Source organism: Thermaurantiacus tibetensis (assembly GCF_015354055.1).
GTDB classification, from domain to species: domain Bacteria; phylum Pseudomonadota; class Alphaproteobacteria; order Sphingomonadales; family Sphingomonadaceae; genus Thermaurantiacus; species Thermaurantiacus tibetensis.
Genome location: NZ_JACHTM010000002.1, coordinates 334994 through 355532, shown reverse-complemented (window position 1 = coordinate 355532; position 20539 = coordinate 334994). Strand labels below are relative to the sequence as shown.

Here is a 20539-nt window from a genome sequence, read left to right as displayed (position 1 = left end):
CGGGGGGCTTTCGCGCAGGCGGCAGGGCTGGCAGAAGGGGCGGGGAGGCTGGCGATGGGGCTTTTCATCCTGCTGATGGCAGCGTTCGTCGTGACCCACATCGGGCTTGCGACTCCGCCGCTGCGCGATTCGCTGGTGCTGAGGCTCGGCGAGACCGGCTTCCGGATCGGCTACTCGCTGCTCTCGCTCGCCCTCCTCATCGGCGCAGTCCAGGTCTACAAGGGCCTGCCCGAGGATGCGCCGCTCTGGACTGCGGGTGTGGGCGCCTACCATGCCGCCAACCTCGTGATGCTCCTCGCCTCGATCCTGTTCGTCGGCGCGCTGACGCCAGCCAACCGGGCGCTCGCCGGCGTGCCGCAGCGGCCCGGGAACGAAGGGCCGACGGGGGTTCTGCGCTGGACCCGGCACCCCATGATGTGGGCCTTCGGCCTCTGGGCGCTGGTCCATGGCTGGCTCGCGGGCGACGCGCCAACCCTGGTGCTCGCCGCCGGCATCGGGACGCTCGCGCTCGTGGGTGCTGCCTTCCAGGATGGCAAGAAGGCGCGCCAGCTTGGCGCCGACTGGAAGATGTATGCCGCGCGCACGAGCTTCGTGCCGTTCGCGGCGATCGTGGCGGGGAAGCAGCCCGCCTCTGCGCTGTGGCCGGGCGTGGTGCCGCTGGTGGGCGGCATCCTCTTCTGGCTCGTCATGACCTTCCTCCACCCGAGCCTGATGCAGGCGCCGGTGGTTGGCATCTGGCAGTTCGTCTGATGGCGTTCGCCGGTCAGCGCGTGTGGGTGACGGGGGCCTCCTCCGGCATCGGGGCGGCGCTTGCTAGGGCCTTCGGCCGGGCCGGGGCCGAGCTCATCCTCTCGGGCCGGAAGGTCCCCGCGCTCGAGGCCGTGGCCGAGGCCGCCGGCGGCAATGCCGAGCTCCTGCCCTTCGAGGCCACCGACATCAACGCCCTTCCCGACATCGTCGAACGCGCGGGCCGAGTCGACCTCCTCGTCAACAACGCCGGCATCTCGCAGCGCAGCCTCGCCGAGGACACCGACTTCCAGGTCTACCGCACGATCATGGAAGTGGATTTCTTCGCGCCCATCGCGCTGACGAAACTGGTGCTGCCGCAGATGCTCGCGCGGGGCCACGGGCACATCGCGGCGGTGGCGAGCGTCGCCGGCAAGGTCGGCTCGCCGCAGCGCACGGGCTACTGTGCGGCGAAGCACGCGCTCATGGGCTTCTTCGACGCGCTCCGGACCGAAGTGGCGCACCGCGGCGTGAAGGTCTCGACCATCGTGCCGGGCTATGTGGCAACCCCGATTGCGACGCGGGCGCTGACCGCCGACGGCACGCCGCGGGGCGAGGGGGCCGACGAGGTGGACCAGGGGATCACGCCCGACGAGGCTGCCGCCACCATCCTCGACGGGCTTGCGAAAGGGCAGCGGGAGATCCCGGTGGGGGCGGAGGGAGGCATGGAGATGGCGCTTCTCGACATGAAGCGGCGGGACCCTGAGGGCCTGTTCGACCTGATGGAGAAGCTCGGCGCGGCGGTCGTCGCGAAGTTCGGAAAGGCCGCGGCATGAGCGGCTGGGCGATGCCGCACCGGACGATCTCGGGCCGGATCCGCTACACCAGCAACAAGCCGGGCCACGAGGGCCAGTGGCGCGGCCGGGAGGATTTCGCCTTCACCCACCATCGGGACGGGCGGGTGACGCTCCAGGCGCGCTGCGAGATCGCCGAGCCGGAGCCCGCGGTGCTCAGGCACATCGTCTATTCGCTCGACGAGAAGGGCCGGCCGTTCGACTGCCTGGTGCGGCTGGATGTCGGCGGGGCCTTCATGGGCTCGGGTCTCGTTGCCTTCGACTGGGCGGCGGGCACGGTCTCGTGCCGCAGCCACGGCCCCTCGATCGGCCGGCTGGAGCAGCAGCTCCCCATCGGCGAGGGGCTGGACGGCTTCGGCACCCACCCCATTGCCGGCGACGCCTATCTCACGAAATGCATGGACGTGGGCCGCGGCCCGCACCGGCGGCGCATCCGCGCGCTCCTTCCCTCCCCCGACCATCGCGGCGCGACCCCGCCGATGGTCGCCGAAGTGCGGATCGGCCTTGAATATGTGGGCGATGCCGAGGCCGAGTGCCCGGCCGGGCGCTTCCGCTGCCACCATTTCCGGTTCGTCGACGACGAGGGGCCCGGCATGGGTGGCAAGCCGCACCCGCCCTACGACATGTGGGTGACGGCAGACGCCGACCGGCTGTTCGTGAAGGGTGGCGTCGGCGGCGACATGGCGACCTGGTACGAACTGGAGACGCTCAGCCGGGACTGAGCGGCGCCCTGGCACGGAAGGGTGCAACGCCGGGACTGATGGGGATGCCAAGCAGTTGGAAGGCGGGAAGCACCGCCGCGCCCATGAGGAGGGGGATGCTGACGCGGCCCGACCTCGGGGCGAGTCGCCGCCGTGGTGGGCCCAGAGGGTTCCGGGGTTGGACCGGGCGAAGACGGCGATGATGTTGGCCGCGACGAGGGCGAGGGAGAGCAGCAGGAACAGGAGGACGGGGTGGGGCAGGCGGTTGCCGACCGCCTCGGTCGCCTTCGGCATCCGCGTGCGTCCGGCCGGACTGCCACGGCAAGGGTGGACAGGCTCAGGCCCGCTTTTCTAGGCTCGGGCCATGTGGATGCTGGCCGCGCCGCTTGCGGGGGCAGGGCTTGCCGCGTGGCTTGCCTGGCGTGCCGGGTCCGATGGTGCCACGGTTGCCGCCATCGGCGCGCTGTCGGGCCTCGGCCTTCTTCCCGCTGTCACACTGCGTCGCTATCACGTTGCGTCCCGCACCCCGATGCGCGACGAGGGAGAGGTGACGGCCAAAGCGGAATCCGGCGCGCGTCCGGTCTCTTCCGACCTCGTCTCGATTGCGGCGCTGGCCGAACCGGCGATCGTGGTCTCGGGCTCGTGGCGGGCGGCGGCGGCGAACGAGCAGGCCCGCACGCTGTTCGGCCCCCGGGTGGCAGGCAGTGACGTGCGCCAGTCGGTGCGCCACCCGGCGGTGCTTGACGCCTTGCGGCAGGCGATGGGCGGCGAGAGCCCAGCCACCCGGGAGGTGGGGGCGCTCGGCCACGCCGACGGCGCCTTCCGCGTGCGCGTGGTCGCGCTCGGGGAGGAGCGCTATCTCGTCACCTTCACCGACATCACCCAGGCCCGGCTCGCCGAACGGATGCGGGCGGACTTCGTGGCCAACGCCAGCCATGAGCTGAGGACGCCGCTCGCCAACATCTCCGGCTTCATCGAGACGCTGCTCGGGCCGGCGGCCGAGGACGAGCCGGCGCGCCGGCGCTTCCTCGAGATCATGGCGAAGGAATCGGCCCGGATGAGCCGGCTCATCGACGATCTCCTGTCGCTCTCGCGGATCGAGCTTGACAAATATGTCCGCCCGCAGGCCCCGCTCGATCTGGCGCCGCTTCTCGCCGACGTGGGGAAGACGCTCGCGATGCGGCTCGAGGCGGACGGGCGGCGCCTTCTCATCGACGTGGCGGAGGGCCTGCCGCAGGTGGTGGGAGACCGCGACCAGATCCTCCAGGTTCTGCACAACCTCGTCTCGAACGCCCTGAAGTACGGCCATTCGGGCACGCCCATCCGGCTCTCCGCGGCCCCGGTGGCAGCCAGCGCGCGGATGGAGGAGATGGTCCGCGTGAGCGTCGAGGACGTGGGCGACGGCATCGCGCCCGAGCACCTGCCGCGGCTGACCGAGCGCTTCTATCGCGTCGACACCGGCCGGTCGCGCTCCATGGGGGGCACCGGTCTCGGGCTTGCCATCGTCAAGCACATCGTCGAGCGGCACCGCGGCAGGCTCGAGATCTCGAGCCGCCAGGGCGAGGGCACCACCGTCTCGTTCACGCTGCCCGTGGTGCCGAAGCGGATCGATGAGCGGGTGGCCGAGGGCGGCGAGGAGGGGGGCGCGGCGACGCCGGACCGGGGCGGCGAGGCGCGTCATAAAACGGAAACGAAAGTGTAATGGGGGCCAAACAGGGCTTTCCTAGGGCGGGGAGGTGCAAAGCGATGGGTGCAAGGCGCAACGCCGGGCGGGTGGAGGAGCGGGCCGTTCGCGGCTGGCCGCGCGGCGTCGGGCTGCGGCTGGCGCGCGGGCGGGCGCTACGGGCACGGGGCCGACCCGGCGCCGGGTGGCGCGGCTGATGGCAACCGGGCCCGACGCGCCCCGCCCCTCGGGACGCTTCGACGAGGAGATCGACGAGCTCCGCACCCTTGTCTCCGAGATGGGCGGGCTTGCCGAGGCGCAGATCGCAACCGCGATCGATGCGCTGGTCCGCCGCGACGGCGACCTCGGCCTCCACGTGGCCGAGGCCGATGCCGAGCTTGACCGGATGGAGGCGGAAGCCGAGGCGAAGGCGGTGGCGATCATTGCCGGCACTGCACCCGGGGCCGAGGGCCTGCGGGAGCTCGTGGCGGCGCTCAAGATCTCCGCCATCATCGAGCGGATCGGCGACTATGCCAAGAACATCGGCAAGCGCGCCTCCTCCATGGCGGCGGCAGCGCCGGTGCAGCCGGTCGCCATCATTCCCGAGATGGGCCGGCTCGCCTCCTCGATGCTGAAGGACGCGCTCGACGCCTATGTCGAGCGCGATGCCCGCCTCGCGCTCGACGTGATGATGCGCGACACCTCGGTCGACGATCTCTACAATTCGCTGTTCCGCTCGCTCCTCACCTACATGATGGAGAACCCGCACCACATCACGCCGTCTGCCCACCTGCTGTTCATCGCCAAGAACATCGAGCGGATCGGCGACCACGCGACCAACATCGCCGAGATGGTGCACTTCCAGGTAACGGGCCAGCATCTCGTGGAGCGCCCGAAGGCCGACCAGACCCCCCTCTTCATCCAGCCCCGAACCGACAACCCCTGAGGTGACCGATGCGCGCCAGGATCCTTCTGGTCGAGGATGACAGCAACCTCGTCGAGCTCGTCCGCTACAACCTCGAGAAGGAGGGCTTCGAGGTGATTGCAACGCATGACGGCGAGGAGGCGTTGGCGCTCGCCGAGGACGAGCGGCCCGACGTCATCATTCTCGACTGGATGATCTCGAACCTCTCTGGCATCGAGGTGTGCCGCCGCCTGCGGCGCGAACCCGAGACGGCGGGCGTTCCCATCATCATGCTGACGGCCCGCGCCGAGGAGGGGGACCGGGTGCGAGGCCTCGAGACCGGCGCTGACGACTATGTCACGAAGCCCTTCAGCCCGCGCGAGCTGGTGGCCCGGGTGCGGGCGCTGCTCCGGCGGCTGCGGCCGGCGCTCTCGGGCGGGCAGCTCGAATATGGCGGCCTCGTGATGGACACGACCGCCCACAAGGTGACCCGCGACGGCGTTCCCGTGCAGCTCGGCCCCACCGAGTTCCGGCTGCTTCGCCATTTCCTCGAGCACCCCGGCCGGGTGTTCAGCCGCGAGCAGCTGCTCGACGCCGTGTGGGGCCGCGACGTCTACGTCGAGCAGCGGACGGTCGACGTCCACATCCGCCGCCTGAGGAAGGCGATCAACGGCGAAGACCTGCCCGACCTCATCCGCACCGTCCGCTCGGCCGGATACGCGCTTGATGCCGATGGCGTGACGGTGGCGGCCGGCACCGGCGCACCGGTCGGCGGCACGACGCGCTGACACCCTTCCTTCCCCGGCGCGCGGCCCCTATGGCCCGCCCCGACCACAAGAGAAGGGGTGAGACATGATCCGTTTCGACAATCGCGTCGCCATCGTGACTGGCGCCGGCGGCGGCCTCGGCCGGCGCTACGCGCTCGATCTCGCCGCACGGGGCGCCCGTGTGGTGGTGAACGACCTCGGGGGCGCGCGCGACGGGACCGGCGGCTCCGCCGCCATGGCGGAGGCGGTGGTGGAGGAGATCCGCGCCGCCGGCGGCGAGGCGATGGCGCATGGCACCTCGGTCACCGACGAGGCCGGGGTTGCCGACATGGTCGAGCGGGCGGTCGCGGCCTGGGGCCGCGTGGACATCCTCATCAACAACGCCGGGATCCTCCGTGACCGGACCTTCTCGAAGATGACGCTCGAGGACTTCCGCGCCGTGCTCGAGGTGCATCTCATGGGCTCGGTCATCTGCACCAAGGCCGTGTGGGACAGGATGCGCGAGCAGGCCTATGGCCGCATCCTCATGACCACCTCCTCGACCGGCCTCTATGGCAATTTCGGCCAGTCGAACTACGGGGCGGCCAAGATGGGCCTCGTCGGGCTCATGAAGACCCTCGCGCTCGAGGGCATGAAGTACAACGTGAAGGTGAACACCATCGCTCCGCTCGCGGCAACGCGGATGACGGAAGACCTGCTGCCGCCGGCCCTTCTGGAGCGGATGGGGCCGGAGACGGTCTCGCCGGCCGCCCTCTACCTGGTAAGCGAGGAGGCGCCGACGGCGGTGGTGCTGAACGCGGGCGGTGGCGGCTTCGAGGCCGCCCATGTCACGCTGACCAAGGGCATCCACGTGGCGCCCGAGGACATGACACCGGAGACGGTGGCCGCACGGATTGCCGAGATCCGCGACCGCACCGGCGAGCTGGTGCCCGAGACGGGCGCAGCGCAGGCGCAGGTCGCGCTCGCGGCGGGCGGCTGAGGCGCGCGCCCGGCCCGCCGTCTGGCAAGGCAGCCGGCACGCGGGCCTCGCGGGCACCTGCCGGCATTGCGGTTGACGCTGCGGCCCCCTGCAGGATGCCCGCGCACCCACGCGACCTCCTGTCGCGAGCGAACCTTCCCTGATCTGGCGGGCAGGTGCACTTGAGGGGCAGGTGCCCGAGGCCGGCCGCGCACCCTGCATGACGGGGATGTCCCGGGCAGCGGGCAGGCGATAGGGTCCATTCGTGGCCGAGGGGAACGGGGAGCCAAGGGTGCGGGCGTTCGGGCGCTCTCTTTAGGATTTTCTGCCGGTTTCCGAAGTCGAGCAGCGGCTGGTCGAGAATTGCCGCCGAGGGGAGCCAACGGAGCTAGGCGAAGCCGTGCCGGGCGCGATGACGGCGGGCACCCGCATCCGCGCCGGGCTGGTCCGGTTCCTCGCGCTTGGGGGAGACGACGGCCACCCGGTGCACGAGCGGGGAATTCAGCTTGTCGGCGCGTGGATCGACGGTGACCTCGAACTCCGGAACTGCGACCTGACGGCGCCGCTTCAGCTTCAAGCGTGCCGCCTTGGCCTGGTCGATCTTGGGTGGGCTCGGCTGCCCCTCCTGTCGTTGCGCGGGTCGAGGCTGGCAGGGGACCTCCGCGCCAACGGGGCCGAGATCAGGGGTGGCGTGTTCCTGAACGACGGGTTTCACGCCCGCGGGGAAGTGCGGCTGCTGGGGGCGAGCATCGGTGGCAGTCTGACGTGCCGCGGCGGGCGGTTTGAAAGCCCCGGCGGCGTCGTGCTCGGCGCCGACGGGGCCAGGATCGGGGGCAGCGTGTTTCTGGACAAGGGGTTTCACGCCCGCGGGGAAGTGCGGCTGATCGGGGCCAGCATCGATTGCAGTCTCGAGTGCAGCGGCGGGCGATTCGAGAACCCGAAGGGCAGGGCGTTCCTCTGCCAGGCCGCCCAAGTTCGCGGCGCGCTCGTCTGGCGCGACGTCGCGAGGGTTCAAGGCCAGCTCGACCTGACGGCGCTCAAGGTCGCGAACCTTGTCGATAACGCCGCGAGCTGGGAGACGGCGGACGGCGGCCTGATCCTCGACGGGTTCCAGTACGACCGCTTTGCCGGCGAGGCGAGCACCGATGCCGCCATGCGGATCGCCTGGCTGAAGCGGCAGGTGCCGACGCATCTGGGCGAGGCGTTCCGGCCGCAGCCGTGGGAGCATTGCGCGAAGGTGTTGCGGGAGATGGGCCACGCCGATGCCGCGCGCGCCGTGCTCATCGAGAAGGAGGCCCTTGAGCGGGCGGCCGGGCGGCACGGCGGGCGGTGGAGTCTCAGGCGGGCGCTGCACGGGTTCTACGGGAAGTCCATCGGCTATGGCTACCGGCCCGGGCCGCTCGTGGCTGCGACGTTGCTGGTCCATGCGCTGAGCACCGCCGTCTTCTGGCTTAAGGCCAACCCGTCGCGCCAGTGGTGGAGCGCGCCTGCCTATCTCATCCAGCCGACCGCGGCGGCCACGCAACTGCCCTGCCCGGCAGGCGATGGCTGCGGGCCGGAGGTGCCCGCCTACGACACCTTCTTGGCGCCGGCCCACGCGCTCGAGGTGATGATGCCGATCAGCAACCTCCGGCGCCCGCCGGAATGGAAGCTGCGGCTCCAGGACGAGCGGGGCGAATGGCTGACCGGCGGGCGGGCGCTGATGGCCTGGACATGGTTTCTGACGCTCTATGGCTGGCTGGCCGGCATCCTGCTGGTGCTGTGGGTGGGGAAGCTCATCAAGAAGGAGTGATGGCTGCTCGCCTGGCAGGCGAAGCGGGCCTTCGGGGGCGGCCGGCCTGGGCGGGGCGGCGGGCGCACGCGGGCGCTTGCCGGGCTGTCATCAAAATTTCGCGGAAGCGCGAGCGTGCGGCGTCTTGACCCGCGGGGGCCTTGCGCCTAACTGGATTGGCGTTGGCACTCGCAGGGAGTGAGTGCCAGCAGTATCCCCGGGGCGTGGTGGCGCCGCCGCCGGCCCCTTCGAAAGCCTGGAGGACACCAATGGCATTCACCCCGCTGCACGACCGCGTGCTGGTGCGCCGCATCGAGGCGGAAGAGAAGACCGCCGGCGGCATCATCATCCCCGACACCGCCAAGGAAAAGCCGCAGGAAGGCGAGGTGCTGGCCGTCGGCGCCGGCGCCCGCGACGAGGACGGCGAGCGGATCCCGATGGACGTCAAGGTCGGCGACCGCATCCTCTTCGGCAAGTGGTCGGGCACCGAGGTCAAGATCAACGGCGAAGACCTTGTGATCATGAAGGAAAGCGACATCCTCGGCATCATCACGCCGGCCGCGGAGGTCCGGAAGGCCGCCTGAGCGGCTGTGCCCGGCACGACGCCGGGCCGTGAGGCGACAACCGGCGGGGGCTGGAACCCACCGCCGCGAACGCGACTTGAGAGGAACGGAAGATGGCAGCCAAGGACGTGAAGTTCGGGCGTGACGCCCGCGAGCGCATCCTGCAAGGGGTCGACATCCTTGCCGATGCGGTGAAGGTGACGCTGGGGCCCAAGGGCCGCAACGTCGTCATCGAGAAGAGCTTCGGCGCGCCGCGCATCACCAAGGACGGGGTGACGGTCGCCAAGGAAATCGAGCTCAAGGACAAGTACCAGAACCTCGGCGCCCAGCTGGTGCGCGAGGTGGCCTCCAAGACCAACGATGTGGCCGGTGACGGCACGACGACGGCGACCGTGCTCGCCCAGGCGATCGTGCGCGAGGGCCTGAAGTCGGTCGCGGCCGGCATGAACCCGATGGACCTGAAGCGCGGCATCGACCTTGCCGTCGCCAAGGTGGTGGAAGAGCTCAAGGCGCGCTCGAAGCCTGTCTCGGGCTCCGCCGAGATCGCCCAGGTGGGCATCATCTCCGCCAACGGTGACCGCGAGGTGGGCGAGAAGATCGCCGAGGCGATGGAGAAGGTGGGCAAGGAAGGCGTGATCACGGTCGAGGAGGCCAAGGGTCACGAGTTCGAGCTCGACGTGGTCGAGGGCATGCAGTTCGACCGCGGCTACCTCTCGCCCTACTTCATCACCAACGCCGAGAAGATGCAGGTGGAGCTCGAGGAGCCCTACATCCTCATCCACGAGAAGAAGCTCTCGAACCTGCAGGCGATGCTCCCGATCCTCGAGGCAGTGGTCCAGTCGGGCCGTCCGCTTCTCATCATCGCCGAGGACGTGGAAGGCGAAGCGCTGGCGACCCTTGTCGTCAACAAGCTGCGCGGTGGCCTGAAGGTGGCCGCCGTCAAGGCGCCCGGCTTCGGTGACCGGCGCAAGGCGATGCTCGAGGACATCGCGACGCTGACTGGCGGCGAGATGATCTCCGAGGACCTCGGCATCAAGCTCGAGAACGTGACGCTCGCCATGCTCGGCCGGGCGAAGAAGGTGGTGATCGACAAGGACAACACCACCATCGTCGACGGTGCCGGCTCGGCCGAGGCCATCAAGGGCCGGGTCGAGCAGATCAAGGCGCAGATCGAGACGACCACCTCCGACTATGACCGCGAGAAGCTGCAGGAGCGGCTGGCCAAGCTCGCCGGCGGTGTCGCCGTCATCAAGGTGGGTGGCGCGACCGAGGTCGAGATCAAGGAGCGCAAGGACCGCGTGGACGACGCGCTGCACGCGACCCGCGCGGCGGTCGAGGAAGGCATCGTGCCCGGCGGCGGCACGGCGCTTCTCTATGCCACCCGCGCGCTCGAGGGCCTGAAGGGCGCCAACGAGGACCAGACCCGCGGGATCGACATCATCCGCCGGGCGCTCCAGGCGCCGGTCCGCCAGATCGCGGCGAACGCCGGCTGGGACGGCGCGGTGGTCGCCGGCAAGCTCCTCGAATCCAATGACACCAACCTCGGCTTCAACGCCCAGACCGAGGTCTACGAGGACCTGGTGAAGGCCGGCGTCATCGACCCGACGAAGGTGGTGCGGACCGCGCTCCAGGACGCGGCCTCCGTGGCCGGTCTCCTCATCACGACCGAGGCGACGATTGCCGAGCTGCCCGAGGACAAGCCGGCGGCCGGTGCCGGCGGCGGCATGGGCGGCATGGGCGGCATGGACTTCTGAGCCGAAGGCGGCCGGCGCGATGCCGCGAGGCATCGTCGCCGGACTCGCCGCAGGCCCGGCCGGCGGGTCCGGAAGGCCGCTTCGGCGGCTTGGCCGGCGGAAGGCGTGCCGGACCCCGACCGACGGGACCATGCACGAGGACGGGGCCGGGAGGGCGACCTCCCGGCCCTTCTCTTCTGTCCTTGAGCCTCTCCTCGGGCATCGCTATGCCGGCGGCTGCACCCGGCTCATGGGGGCCGGCGTGCCAGACCTGGGAGAGCCCCTTGCGGAGCCTGCGTCTTGCCGGGGCAGTCCTGCTCGCCGCTGCCCTCGCCTCCCATGCCCTGCCTGCCCAGTCGTCCGGAGCCCGAATGGACGAGACTCCCCTCATTGAACGTGCGCGGCTGTTCGGCAACCCGACCAGGGCGCAGGGCCTGATCTCGCCCGACGGCCGGTGGCTCTCGTGGATCGCGCCGTCGGAGGGCGTCCTCAACGTCTGGGTGGCGCCCGTCGATGCGCCCGGGAAGGCGCGCGTGCTGACGGCGGAGAAGGTGCGCCCCATCCTCCAGCACTTCTGGGCGCCCGACAGCTCGATGATCCTCTATGTGAACGACAGCGGCGGCGACGAGGATTTCCACCTTTACGGCGTGCCCGTGGCTGGCGGGCCGGCGCGCGACTTCACGCCCTTCCCGAAGACCCGGGCGCTTGTCGTCGGCACTTCGCACCGGCTGAAGGACCGCATCCTCGTCGGCCTCAACACCCGCGACCCGCGCTGGCACGACGTGCATTCGCTGGACCTGAAGTCGGGCAAGCTGACGCTGGTGATGCAGAACGACGGCTATGCCGGCTTCATCGCCGACGACGACCTCAACCTGCGGGTGGCGATCGGGCCCAACCGCGAGGGCGGGCAGGACTATTTCCGCATGAGCGGCACGACGGTGGAGGCAAAGCCTTTCCTGTCCCACGGGCTGGACGACAGCCAGACGACCCGGCCGCTGAACTTCACGGCCGATGGCAGGACGCTCTACTGGCTCGACAGCCGCAAGCGCGACACGGCGGCCGCCTTTGCCATGGACTTTGCGACGGGCCGGATGAAGCTGCTGGCGGAAGATCCCCGCGCCGACGTCGATCTCGCGCTGGTGAATCCGACGTCGGGCAGGCTCGAGGCGGTGTCCTTCACGTACCTCAAGCCCGAGTGGAAGGTGCTCGACCCGGCCGTCAGGGCCGATATCGATCGCCTCAACGGGCAGCTTGGCAACTGGCTGCTGCGGTCGCGCACCGATGCCGACGATCGCTGGACGGTGCAGGCCGATAATTCCGACAAGCCTTCGGCCACCTATCTCTACGACCGAAAGGCGGGCACGCTTTCGCTGATGTTCGTGAGCCGGCCCGAGCTGGTCGGGCTTCCGCTGGCGCCCATGCAGCCGGTCGAGATCCGCGCGCGCGATGGCAGGACGCTGGTGTCCTACCTGACGCTGCCGGTGGGCGCGGGCGATCCGCCGAAAGAGCCGCTGCCGATGGTGCTGCTGGTGCATGGCGGGCCCTGGGCGCGCGACCATTATGGGTATGTCCGCGACGTGCAGTTCCTGGCCAACCGAGGCTATGCCGTGCTGCAGGTGAACTTCCGGGGCTCGACCGGCTTCGGCAAGGCCTTCACCAGCGCCGGCGATGGCGAGTGGGGCAGGAAGATGCACGACGACCTGCTCGATGCGGTGAAGTGGGCGGTCGATCGCAAGGTGGCCGACCCGAAGCGGGTGGCGATCATGGGCGGTTCCTACGGCGGCTATGCGACGCTTGCCGGTCTTGCCTTCACGCCGACCGAGTTTGCCTGCGGCGTCGACATCGTGGGCCCGTCGAACCTCATGACCCTGCTGTCGACCGTGCCGCCCTACTGGGAATCGTTCAGGAAGCAGCTGATCGCGCGCATGGGCGATCCTGAAACGCCCGAGGGCCAGGCGTGGCTGAAGGAGCGCTCGCCGCTGACCTACTCCGACCGCATCCAGCGGCCGCTGCTGATCGGGCAGGGGGCGAACGACCCGCGCGTGAAGCAGGCCGAGAGCGACCAGATCGTCGCGGCGATGGAGGCGAAGAACATTCCCGTGACCTATGTGCTGTTCCCGGACGAAGGCCATGGCTTTGCCGTGCCGGCGAACAACATCGCCTTCATGGCCATCACCGAGAATTTCCTGGAGGCCTGCGTCGGCGGGCGCGCCGAGCCGATCGGGGCCACGGTTGTGGCCTCTTCGGCCCAGGTGCCGCACGGGGCGGAGTTCGCGCCGGGCCTGAAGGAGGCGCTTGCGGCACGCTGAGGCGCGCGACCGGCTGTCACTGGAGGTTCACGGGAGTCCGCCATAGGGCGGCGTCATGAGGCGACATCTGGCGGAGATCGTGGAGGCCCGGCTGAGCCGGCGGGGCTTCCTCGGCGGAGCGGCAGCGGCGGGGTTCCTTGCGACGGCGCCCGGGGTGGCGGCCGGGAGTGCGGTGCCGCCGTTCCGCTTCGACGAGATCGCCCACGGCGTGGACGCAACCCACCATGTGGCGCCGGGCCATGTGGCGCGCGTGCTGCTGCGCTGGGGGGACCCGATCCTGCCCGGTGCGCCCGCCTTCGCGCCGGGCGCACAGACGCCCGAGGCGCAGATGGGCCAGTTCGGGATGAACTGCGACTTCATCGGCGTGCTTCCGCTCGCCGACCGGGGCGGGCGCGAGCGGATGCTGCTCTGCGTCAACCACGAATACACCATCCCGACCCTCATGTTCCCGGACCTGTTCGACGCGGCCGGCCGGTTCGATCCGGCGCGCTACACCGCGCGCCACGCCGCGCTCGAGCAGGCGGCAACCGGCTGCTCGGTCGTCGAGGTGGAGCGCGGGCCGGACGGCTGGCGGCATCGGGTCTCGCCGCGCAACCGGGCGGTCAGGGCCTGGAACAGCGCCATTGCCATCTCCGGCCCCGCCGCCGGGGATGAGCGCCTCAGGACCGCCGCCGACCCGTCTGGCACGCGGGTCATCGGCACCTTCGGCAACTGCGCCGGGGGGATGACGCCCTGGGGCACCTATCTGACGGCGGAGGAGAATTTCCAGTTCTACTTCACCGGGACGCTCCCTGAAGGACATCCCGAGGCCGGGGCCTTCCGCCGCTACGGCCTTGGCGGCCGTGGCGACCGCTACCCCTGGGGCCGGTTCGACGCGCGCTTCGACATGGGCCGGGAGCCGAACGAGGCCAACCGCTTCGGCTGGGTGGTGGAGGTGGACCCGCTCGACCCCCGCGCCATGCCAGTGAAGCGGACGGCGCTGGGCCGCTTCTCGCACGAGGGCGCGGAGACCCATGTGAACGGCGACGGCCGGCTTGTCATCTACATGGGCGACGACGCGCGCAACGAATATCTCTACCGCTATGTCTCGAAAGGGCGGGTCTCGCGCGACCGGCGTGCGAACCGACGGCTGCTCGACGAGGGCGTGCTTTCGGTTGCCGTGTTCGACGAGAGCGGGCTCGACTGGCGGCCGCTCGTCTTCGGCGAGGGGCCGCTGACGCCGGCCAACGGCTTCCGCTCGCAGGCCGACGTGCTGATCGAGGCGCGCCGCGCCGCCGACCTCGTGGGTGCGACCCCGATGGACCGGCCGGAGGATGTGGAGGCGCACCCCACCAACGGGCGCGTCTACGTGATGCTCACCAACAACCGCGACCGGACTGCGCCGAATCCGGCGAACCCGCGGCTCGCCAATGCCTATGGCCAGATCCTGGAGCTGGTGGCGCCGGGCGGCGACCATGCCGCAGACCGCTTCGGCTGGGAGATGCTGGTGCTCTGCGGGCCGCCTGCGGACCCGGCAGCAGGCGCGCGCTGGGGGGCGGGCACGTCGGCGAATGGCTGGTTCGCCTCGCCCGACAACTGCGCGTTCGACCCGATGGGGCGGCTGTGGGTCGCCTCCGACCAGGGGAATGCCTGGCCCTTGACCGGCACGGCCGACGGCCTCTGGGCGCTCGGCACCGAGGGCCCCGAACGCGGAGTGGGGCGGATGTTCTTCCGCGTGCCTGTCGGCGCCGAGCTGTGCGGGCCACGCTTCGCCCGCGGCGGGCGCACCCTCTTCCTCTCGGTGCAGCACCCGGGCGCCGACGGCACGAAGGAATGGGCGCCCTTTGCGCGCGAGTCGACCTTCCACGACCCGGCGACGCGCTGGCCGGACTTCCAGCCCGACATGCCGCCCCGGCCTTCGGTCGTGGTGGTGGAGCGCGCGGACGGGGGCGTGATCGGGGCCTAGCGGCCGTCGCAGCGTCCCGTCCGGGGTGGGGCGTCGACGGGGGTTGCCCGCGGCGCCGCGCGGGCGCATGGGCCGTCGGGCAGGAGAGCCCATGCACCCGCTTCGCCCGCACGCGCGCCTTGCGACCCACGAGGTGTTCAACCAGCCGCCGCCGCGCGGCGACGAGGATCTGCTGGAGGGCGACCCCGTGCTGGCCCGCGGGCTCGCCGCCTTCGGCGGGGCGCGCTGGCGGGAGCGGATCGGGGCCTTCGCCCGCGCCTGCGGGGCGGCCGAGGTGCGCGAGGAGTCGCGCCTTGCCAACGCCAACCCGCCGCAGCTCCGGGCGTTCGACCGCTACGGCCACCGCCTCGACGAGGTGGAGTTCCACCCGGCCTACCACCGGCTGATGGCGCTGGGGCTCGAGGGCGGGGTCTCCTCGGCCGCCTGGGAGGAGGACGGCGGGCACCTGCTCCACGCGACGCTCCTCTATCTCATGACTCAGGCGGATGCGGGCGTCGTCTGCCCCATGTCGATGACCCATGCGGCAGTCGCCGCGCTCCGCCACGCGCCCGACCTTGCCGCGGCCTTCCTGCCGCGCATCCTCGCCCGGCGCTACGACCCGCGCGCCCTGCCGGCTTCGGACAAGGCCGGCGTGACGCTCGGCATGGCGATGACCGAGAAGCAGGGCGGCTCGGACGTGCGCGCCAACACCACGGTGGCCGAGCCCGATGGCGAGGGCGTCCGTCTCGTCGGGCACAAGTGGTTCTGCTCGGCACCGATGTCGGACGCCTTCCTGACGCTCGCCCGGCTGGACGATGCGCTGACCTGCTTCCTCGTGCCGCGCTGGCGGCCCGACGGCAGCCGGAACGCCTTCCACGTCATGCGCCTCAAGGACAAGCTCGGCGACCGGTCCAACGCGAGCTCCGAGATCGAGTATCACGGCGCCTTCGCCTGGCAGGTGGGCGAGGCGGGGCGCGGCATTCCCACGATCATCGGCATGGTGCAGGAGACCCGGCTCGATTGCGTCGCCGGCTCTGCCGCCGGGATGCGGGCCGCGCTCGTCGAGGCGGTGTGGCACGCCCGCCACCGCTCCGCCTTCCAGAAGCGGCTGGTGGACCAGCCGGCGATGACCGCCGTGCTCGCCGACCTCGCGCTCGAAAGCGCCGGGGCGACGGCGCTCGCGCTGCGGCTGGCGGCCGCCTTCGCCGACGCTGCCCGGGGCGACGAGCGCGCTGCCGTCTTCGCGCGGCTCGCCACGCCGGTTGCCAAGTTCTTCCTGTGCAAGCGGCAGCCGGGCTTCGTGGCGGAGGCGATGGAGTGCCTGGGCGGCGCAGGCTATGTCGAGGAAGGGCCGATGCCGCGGCTGTTCCGCCAGTCTCCGCTCAACGCGATCTGGGAAGGCTCGGGCAACGTCATCGCGCTCGACGTGCTCCGGGCGATCGGCCGGGAGCCGGAGAGCCTCGCGGCAGTCGAGGCCGAGCTTGCCGGGCTTGCCGGCCTCCACCCGGCGGGTGCGGCGCACCTCGAGCGGCTGGCCGCGTGGCGGGCGCCCGGAGCGCTCCACGAGGGGACGGCGCGCGCCTTCGTCATCGATCTTGCGCTGGCACTGGTGGCCGCCGCGCTGGTCCGGCTCGGGGAGGAGCGGCTCGCGGCCGCCTGGTGCGCCGGCCGGCTCTCGGCCGATGCCAGGCCCGCGCTCTACGGCGCCGGCGTGCCCGCGGCGGATGCCCGGGCGCTTGTCGAGGCGGTGGTGCCGGGCTGACCGGCTGCCGCCTGCGGCGACCTGAGGCCGTAGCGGGCGGCGATGGCGCGGACATGGGGCGGAACCATGTGGCGCATCTTTGCGGGCGCGTGGCGCTCAAGGTGGAGGAGCGTCTCGATCGCCTTCATCTCGACCCGCGCACGGGCGAATTCGAGGCCCTTCGGCGCGAAGCGGGGCATGAGCCGGCCGACGAGCGGGCGCAGCCACTTCGGCATCCGGCGCAGGGGGAGCCCGCCGGCCGCGCGGCGCGTGTTCTCGAGGAAGGCCTTCACATGGGGGATGCGGTCGCCCCGGTCGGTCACGGGCGAGAGGAGGATCTCGTCGCCGAGGAGCGCAAGCAGCTCGGCGCCGCGGCTGTTGCGGACGAGGAGCCACTGCTCGCCCTCGCCGCCCATGTAGCCGACGGTCAAGTCGGCGAGCGCGTTGGTGTAGTCGACGCAGGTGCGGCAGGTGAGCGGGAAGAAGTCGGCCGGCAAGTCCGCGATCGGCAGCTCAAGGAAGGGGATGAGCGTCTTCCGGCCGTCGTCAAAGCGGAGCTCGACCATCATGTCGGCGCGGAACTCGAGGTAGGAGATGGTCTCGGGCCTTGGCGACAGGAGGGCGAGGAAGCGGTGGAAGCTTTCGGTGGTGGTGTTGTCGGAGCAGGGGGTGCCGATCACGAAGATCGCCTCGAAGCCGAAGCCGGCCTCGATCTTCCGGAGCGCATGGACCTGGCAGGGGATGCCGATGACGGCGAGCCGGCGGTGGCCGCGATCGCGTGCCGGCTCGAGGAGGGCGAGGAGGGGCGCGTAGCCCATGCGCATGCCGCGCGCCGCCGCCATGGCGGCCGGCTCGGTGATGAGGGCGGGCACCGGCTTCCAGCGGTCGGCAGGGTCGGGAACCATGGCGAGCACGGCATCGACGGCGCGGGTCTCGAGCAGGCGCTCGGCGATGCGGGTGGTGATCCCCGTCCACTGCGCGCCGGGCCGCGGCGCCTTCAGGCGGGCGCGGTGCATGGCCTGGACCGGGCCGAAGAAGAGTTCGTCCGTCGACGTGTCGCGCGCCCGGCCATGGACCGCGCGTTCGGATGCGGCATAGTCGGGGCGGATGAACTGGCAGGCGCTCGCGCAGGCCCTCGGGTTGGCAAGGCGCGAGACGCCGCAGTCGGTGCAGAGCGCGCGGTGCGGCGCCGGCCGGAACGCCGGCGTCGCGAGCCCCTCGCGCGCGTCCCCGCGTGCCAGCCCGTCGCCCCTACTCGGCGGCGAGTGCCATGGGCCCGCGCTGCGGACCGCGGATGACCCTGCCGGGCCGGGCGCCCGTTGGCGCGCCATCGCGGAAGGTCACCACCCCCGACTTCAGGGTGGCGACATAGCCCTCGGCCTTCTGGAGCAGGCGCTTGCCGCCCGCGGGAAGGTCGAAGGCGAGCCAGGGCCGGCCCAGCTTCAGCCGGTCGAGGTCGATCACGTTGAGGTCCGCGAGCATGCCGGGTGCGATGACGCCGCGGTCGTCGAGGCCGTAGAGGCGGGCGGTGTCGTGGCACTGGCGGCGGATGGCAAGCTCGAGCGGGATGCGGCCGGACTTCCGGTCGCGCACCCAGTGCTGGAGGAGGAAGGTGGGGGAGGCGGCATCGCAGATGGTGCCGCAGTGGGCGCCGCCGTCGGAAAGCGAATTGACCGTGTCGGCGCGGCGGATGACGGGCTCGAGGAAGTCGAGATTGCCGTCGGCATAGTTGAGGAGGGGCAGGTAGATGAAACCGTTGCCCTCCTCTTCCATGAGGAGGTCGTAGGCGACTTCGGCGCCCGAACGCCCTTGCGCTGCGGCCAGCGCGGCGAGGCTTTCGCTACGGGGCGGCTCGTAGTCGAAGCCCTCGCCCATGCGATACTGGAGGAACCAGCCGCCGGCCACGATCATGAGGAGGCCCGCCACGTCGGTCTCGGGGAAGACCGATTCCTCGGCGATCATGCGGGCGCGGAAGGCGGGGTCACGCAAGCGCGCGAGCTTCCCCTCCCAGGGGAGCGGGGCGATCTCGGCCCAGGCGGGCTTGAAGAGGAAGGGGTGGACGGTGCCGCGCCAGTTCATGAGGATGCCGGTGGCACGCAGCGCGATCTGCGCGACGATGCGCGCGCCCTTCGCATTCTCGGCCTCCATGGCGGCGAGCTGCTCGGCAAGCGGCAGCTCCTTGGCCGGGCTCTCGAGCGCGGCGAAGGTGACGGGAAGCCCGGTCTCGCGCGAGAGCCGGCCCATCCACTCGAACTCGTTCCATTCGCGGCGGAGATCGGAGGCCATCTCGAAGACGCCATGGCCCACCCGGCCCATCGCGCGGCCGATGCCGAGGAGCTCCTCCGGCGTGGCGGTGGTGCCGGGCACCAGCTCGCCATCCACCGACTTGTGGAGGATGGTGCGCGAGGTGGAGAAGCCGAGCGCGCCGGCGCGCAGGCCCTCCTCGACGATCGCCGCCATGCGGGCGATGTCGGTCTCGGTCGGCGGTTCGTTCCGGGCTCCGCGCTCGCCCATCACATAGGCGCGGACCGCGCCGTGGGGCACGTGGGTGCCGACATCGACCGTGCGCGGCAGCTTCTCGAGCGCATCGAGATATTCGGGGAAGCTCTCCCAGTCCCACGTCATGCCCTCGGCAAGCGCGGTGCCGGGAATGTCCTCCACCCCTTCCATGAGCCCGATGAGCCACTGGTGCCGATCCGGGTGGGCGGGCGCGAAGCCGACGCCGCAATTGCCCATGACGACGGTGGTGACCCCGTGCCAGGCCGACGGGGCCATCTCCGGGTCCCAGGTGGCCTGGCCGTCATAGTGGGTGTGGATGTCGACGAAGCCGGGGGCGACGACGAGGCCCTTCGCATCGAGCTCCTCGCGGCCACGGCCGAGGTTCGTACCCACCGCGGTGATGCGGCTGCCGTCGATCGCGACGTCGGCCGCGAAGGCCGGCTTTCCGGTGCCGTCCACCACCGTTCCGCCGCGGATGACCAGATCGTGCATGGCTTGCTCTCCCGCTCCCGTTCGTCTTGAGACTAGCACGCCTGTGCCGGCCGGTCGCTGGCGAAAATGGGGAGCGGCGCATGGAGGACGACGAGGCAGGGCCGAACGCGGCGCAGATCGCCTTCTGGAACGAGGCTGGCGGGGCGGCCTGGGCGGGCTCCGTCGAGGCGCTCGAGCGGCAGATCCTGCCGCTGGGCGAAGCGGCGCTCGCGGCGCTCGGCCCCCGGCCGGGCGAGCGCGTCCTGGACGTGGGCTGCGGGGCAGGCGCGACGAGCCTGGCGCTTGCCGAAGCCGTGGGGCCGTCTGGCCGGGTGGTCGGCGTCGATGTCTCGCGGCCGCTCCTTGCCATCGCCGAGGCGCGCGGCGCTGCCGTTGCCAATCTCCGCTTCGTCGAGGCCGATGCGCAGACCCACGCCTTCGACCACGGCGGGTTCGATGCTGCCTTCTCGCGCTTCGGGGTCATGTTCTTCGACCAGCCGGTCGAGGCCTTCGCCAACATCCGCCGGGCACTCAGGCCGGGCGGGCGGCTGGCCTTCGTGTGCTGGCGGGCGCTCGCCGAGAATGGCTGGATGCGGGTGCCGCTGGCAGCGGCCATGCCGCTGCTGCCGCCCATGCCGCCGCCCGACCCGGAGGCGCCGGGGCCCTTCGCCCTCGCCGACCCGGCGCGCCTTGAGGCCATTCTCGGCGCGGCGGGGTTTGCCGGGCTCGCGATCCGGCCCCATGACGCCGAGATCGGCGGCAACGACCTCGATACCACGGTGGCGCTCATGCTGAAGGTGGGGCCGCTGGGGGCGGTGCTGCGCGAGGAGCCGGAGCTGGCGCCGAAGGTGGAAGGCGCGGTCAGGGACGCGCTCGCCCCCCATGTGCGCGACGGCGCCGTGTGGCTGCCCGGCGCAGTCTGGATCGTGACGGCAAGGGCCTGAGGAGGGAGGAT

16 protein-coding genes are annotated in these 20539 nt (G+C 71.2%); 14 read left to right on the top strand and 2 right to left on the bottom strand.

Features of this window, described 5'->3' with window-relative positions; translation table 11 throughout:
* The first annotated feature begins 54 nt into the window (after positions 1-54).
* The 13 genes from H3H34_RS06335 to H3H34_RS06275 all read left to right on the top strand — a co-directional run bounded on the left by H3H34_RS06335 (position 55) and on the right by H3H34_RS06275 (position 16635).
* Positions 55-750: an NnrU family protein gene (locus H3H34_RS06335; RefSeq protein ID WP_194744437.1), complete on the top strand. Its 696-nt coding sequence runs from the start codon at positions 55-57 to the stop codon at positions 748-750.
* On the top strand, positions 750-1562 hold the full coding sequence (locus H3H34_RS06330; protein ID WP_194744436.1) for an SDR family NAD(P)-dependent oxidoreductase: 813 nt from the start codon (positions 750-752) through the stop codon (positions 1560-1562). The genes H3H34_RS06335 and H3H34_RS06330 overlap by 1 nt, the downstream gene beginning before the upstream one ends.
* Positions 1559-2302, top strand: coding sequence for a DUF3108 domain-containing protein (locus H3H34_RS06325; RefSeq protein WP_235945436.1), 744 nt, complete (start codon positions 1559-1561; stop codon positions 2300-2302). Before H3H34_RS06330 ends, H3H34_RS06325 begins: the two co-directional genes overlap by 4 nt.
* 343 nt (positions 2303-2645) lie before the next feature.
* The gene (locus H3H34_RS06320) at positions 2646-3983 is read left to right on the top strand and encodes an ATP-binding protein (RefSeq protein WP_194744435.1); all 1338 of its coding nucleotides are present in this window, start codon (positions 2646-2648) and stop codon (positions 3981-3983) included.
* 178 nt (positions 3984-4161) lie between these two features.
* Positions 4162-4890, top strand: coding sequence for a phosphate signaling complex protein PhoU (gene phoU, locus H3H34_RS06315; RefSeq protein ID WP_194744434.1), 729 nt, complete (start codon positions 4162-4164; stop codon positions 4888-4890).
* Positions 4891-4898: 8 nt separating this feature from the next.
* Positions 4899-5636, top strand: a complete 738-nt coding sequence (gene phoB / locus H3H34_RS06310) for a phosphate regulon transcriptional regulator PhoB (RefSeq protein ID WP_194744433.1) — start codon at positions 4899-4901, stop codon at positions 5634-5636.
* 64 nt (positions 5637-5700) lie between these two features.
* Positions 5701-6594 carry an SDR family NAD(P)-dependent oxidoreductase gene (locus tag H3H34_RS06305; protein WP_194744432.1) on the top strand — a complete coding sequence of 298 codons (894 nt, stop codon included), beginning with the start codon at positions 5701-5703 and terminating at the stop codon, positions 6592-6594.
* 379 nt (positions 6595-6973) lie between these two features.
* Positions 6974-8365, top strand: a complete 1392-nt coding sequence (locus tag H3H34_RS06300) for a hypothetical protein (protein ID WP_194744431.1) — start codon at positions 6974-6976, stop codon at positions 8363-8365.
* Between the two features lie 248 nt (positions 8366-8613).
* Entirely contained in the window at positions 8614-8928 is a 315-nt protein-coding gene (gene groES / locus H3H34_RS06295; protein ID WP_194744867.1) for a co-chaperone GroES, read from the top strand.
* A gap of 92 nt (positions 8929-9020) precedes the next feature.
* Positions 9021-10661, top strand: a complete 1641-nt coding sequence (gene groL, locus H3H34_RS06290; protein WP_194744430.1) for a chaperonin GroEL — start codon at positions 9021-9023, stop codon at positions 10659-10661.
* Between the two features lie 350 nt (positions 10662-11011).
* The gene (locus tag H3H34_RS06285) at positions 11012-12949 is read left to right on the top strand and encodes a S9 family peptidase (protein ID WP_207790806.1); all 1938 of its coding nucleotides are present in this window, start codon (positions 11012-11014) and stop codon (positions 12947-12949) included.
* A gap of 55 nt (positions 12950-13004) precedes the next feature.
* Positions 13005-14894: a PhoX family protein gene (locus H3H34_RS06280; RefSeq protein ID WP_194744428.1), complete on the top strand. Its 1890-nt coding sequence runs from the start codon at positions 13005-13007 to the stop codon at positions 14892-14894.
* 91 nt (positions 14895-14985) lie between these two features.
* The gene (locus H3H34_RS06275; protein WP_194744427.1) at positions 14986-16635 is read left to right on the top strand and encodes an acyl-CoA dehydrogenase family protein; all 1650 of its coding nucleotides are present in this window, start codon (positions 14986-14988) and stop codon (positions 16633-16635) included.
* Here H3H34_RS06275 and H3H34_RS06270 read toward each other — a convergent pair.
* Positions 16572-17945 carry a Coenzyme F420 hydrogenase/dehydrogenase, beta subunit C-terminal domain gene (locus tag H3H34_RS06270; protein WP_194744426.1) on the bottom strand — a complete coding sequence of 458 codons (1374 nt, stop codon included), beginning with the start codon at positions 17943-17945 and terminating at the stop codon, positions 16572-16574. The genes H3H34_RS06275 and H3H34_RS06270 overlap by 64 nt on opposite strands.
* Positions 17866-19605 carry an N-acyl-D-amino-acid deacylase family protein gene (locus H3H34_RS06265; protein ID WP_194744425.1) on the bottom strand — a complete coding sequence of 580 codons (1740 nt, stop codon included), beginning with the start codon at positions 19603-19605 and terminating at the stop codon, positions 17866-17868. Before H3H34_RS06265 ends, H3H34_RS06270 begins: the two co-directional genes overlap by 80 nt.
* Before the next feature lie 80 nt (positions 19606-19685).
* Between H3H34_RS06265 and H3H34_RS06260 the strand changes: the two genes are divergently transcribed.
* Positions 19686-20528 (top strand): class I SAM-dependent methyltransferase, encoded by an 843-nt coding sequence (locus H3H34_RS06260; RefSeq protein WP_194744424.1) that lies wholly within the window; start codon positions 19686-19688, stop codon positions 20526-20528.
* The last annotated feature ends 11 nt before the right edge of the window (positions 20529-20539 follow it).

Excerpts from the sequence above, each read along its gene's own strand:
- H3H34_RS06335 (WP_194744437.1), top strand. The coding sequence starts at position 55 with ATGGGGCTTTTCATCCTGCTGATGGCAGCGTTCGTCGTGACCCACATC.
- H3H34_RS06330 (WP_194744436.1), top strand. The coding sequence starts at position 750 with ATGGCGTTCGCCGGTCAGCGCGTGTGGGTGACGGGGGCCTCCTCCGGC.
- H3H34_RS06325 (WP_235945436.1), top strand. The coding sequence starts at position 1,559 with ATGAGCGGCTGGGCGATGCCGCACCGGACGATCTCGGGCCGGATCCGC.
- H3H34_RS06320 (WP_194744435.1), top strand. The coding sequence starts at position 2,646 with ATGTGGATGCTGGCCGCGCCGCTTGCGGGGGCAGGGCTTGCCGCGTGG.
- phoU (WP_194744434.1), top strand. The coding sequence starts at position 4,162 with ATGGCAACCGGGCCCGACGCGCCCCGCCCCTCGGGACGCTTCGACGAG.
- phoB (WP_194744433.1), top strand. The coding sequence starts at position 4,899 with ATGCGCGCCAGGATCCTTCTGGTCGAGGATGACAGCAACCTCGTCGAG.
- H3H34_RS06305 (WP_194744432.1), top strand. The coding sequence starts at position 5,701 with ATGATCCGTTTCGACAATCGCGTCGCCATCGTGACTGGCGCCGGCGGC.
- groES (WP_194744867.1), top strand. The coding sequence starts at position 8,614 with ATGGCATTCACCCCGCTGCACGACCGCGTGCTGGTGCGCCGCATCGAG.
- groL (WP_194744430.1), top strand. The coding sequence starts at position 9,021 with ATGGCAGCCAAGGACGTGAAGTTCGGGCGTGACGCCCGCGAGCGCATC.
- H3H34_RS06285 (WP_207790806.1), top strand. The coding sequence starts at position 11,012 with ATGGACGAGACTCCCCTCATTGAACGTGCGCGGCTGTTCGGCAACCCG.
- H3H34_RS06280 (WP_194744428.1), top strand. The coding sequence starts at position 13,005 with ATGAGGCGACATCTGGCGGAGATCGTGGAGGCCCGGCTGAGCCGGCGG.
- H3H34_RS06275 (WP_194744427.1), top strand. The coding sequence starts at position 14,986 with ATGCACCCGCTTCGCCCGCACGCGCGCCTTGCGACCCACGAGGTGTTC.
- H3H34_RS06270 (WP_194744426.1), bottom strand. The coding sequence starts at position 17,945 with ATGGCGCGCCAACGGGCGCCCGGCCCGGCAGGGTCATCCGCGGTCCGC.
- H3H34_RS06265 (WP_194744425.1), bottom strand. The coding sequence starts at position 19,605 with ATGCACGATCTGGTCATCCGCGGCGGAACGGTGGTGGACGGCACCGGA.
- H3H34_RS06260 (WP_194744424.1), top strand. The coding sequence starts at position 19,686 with ATGGAGGACGACGAGGCAGGGCCGAACGCGGCGCAGATCGCCTTCTGG.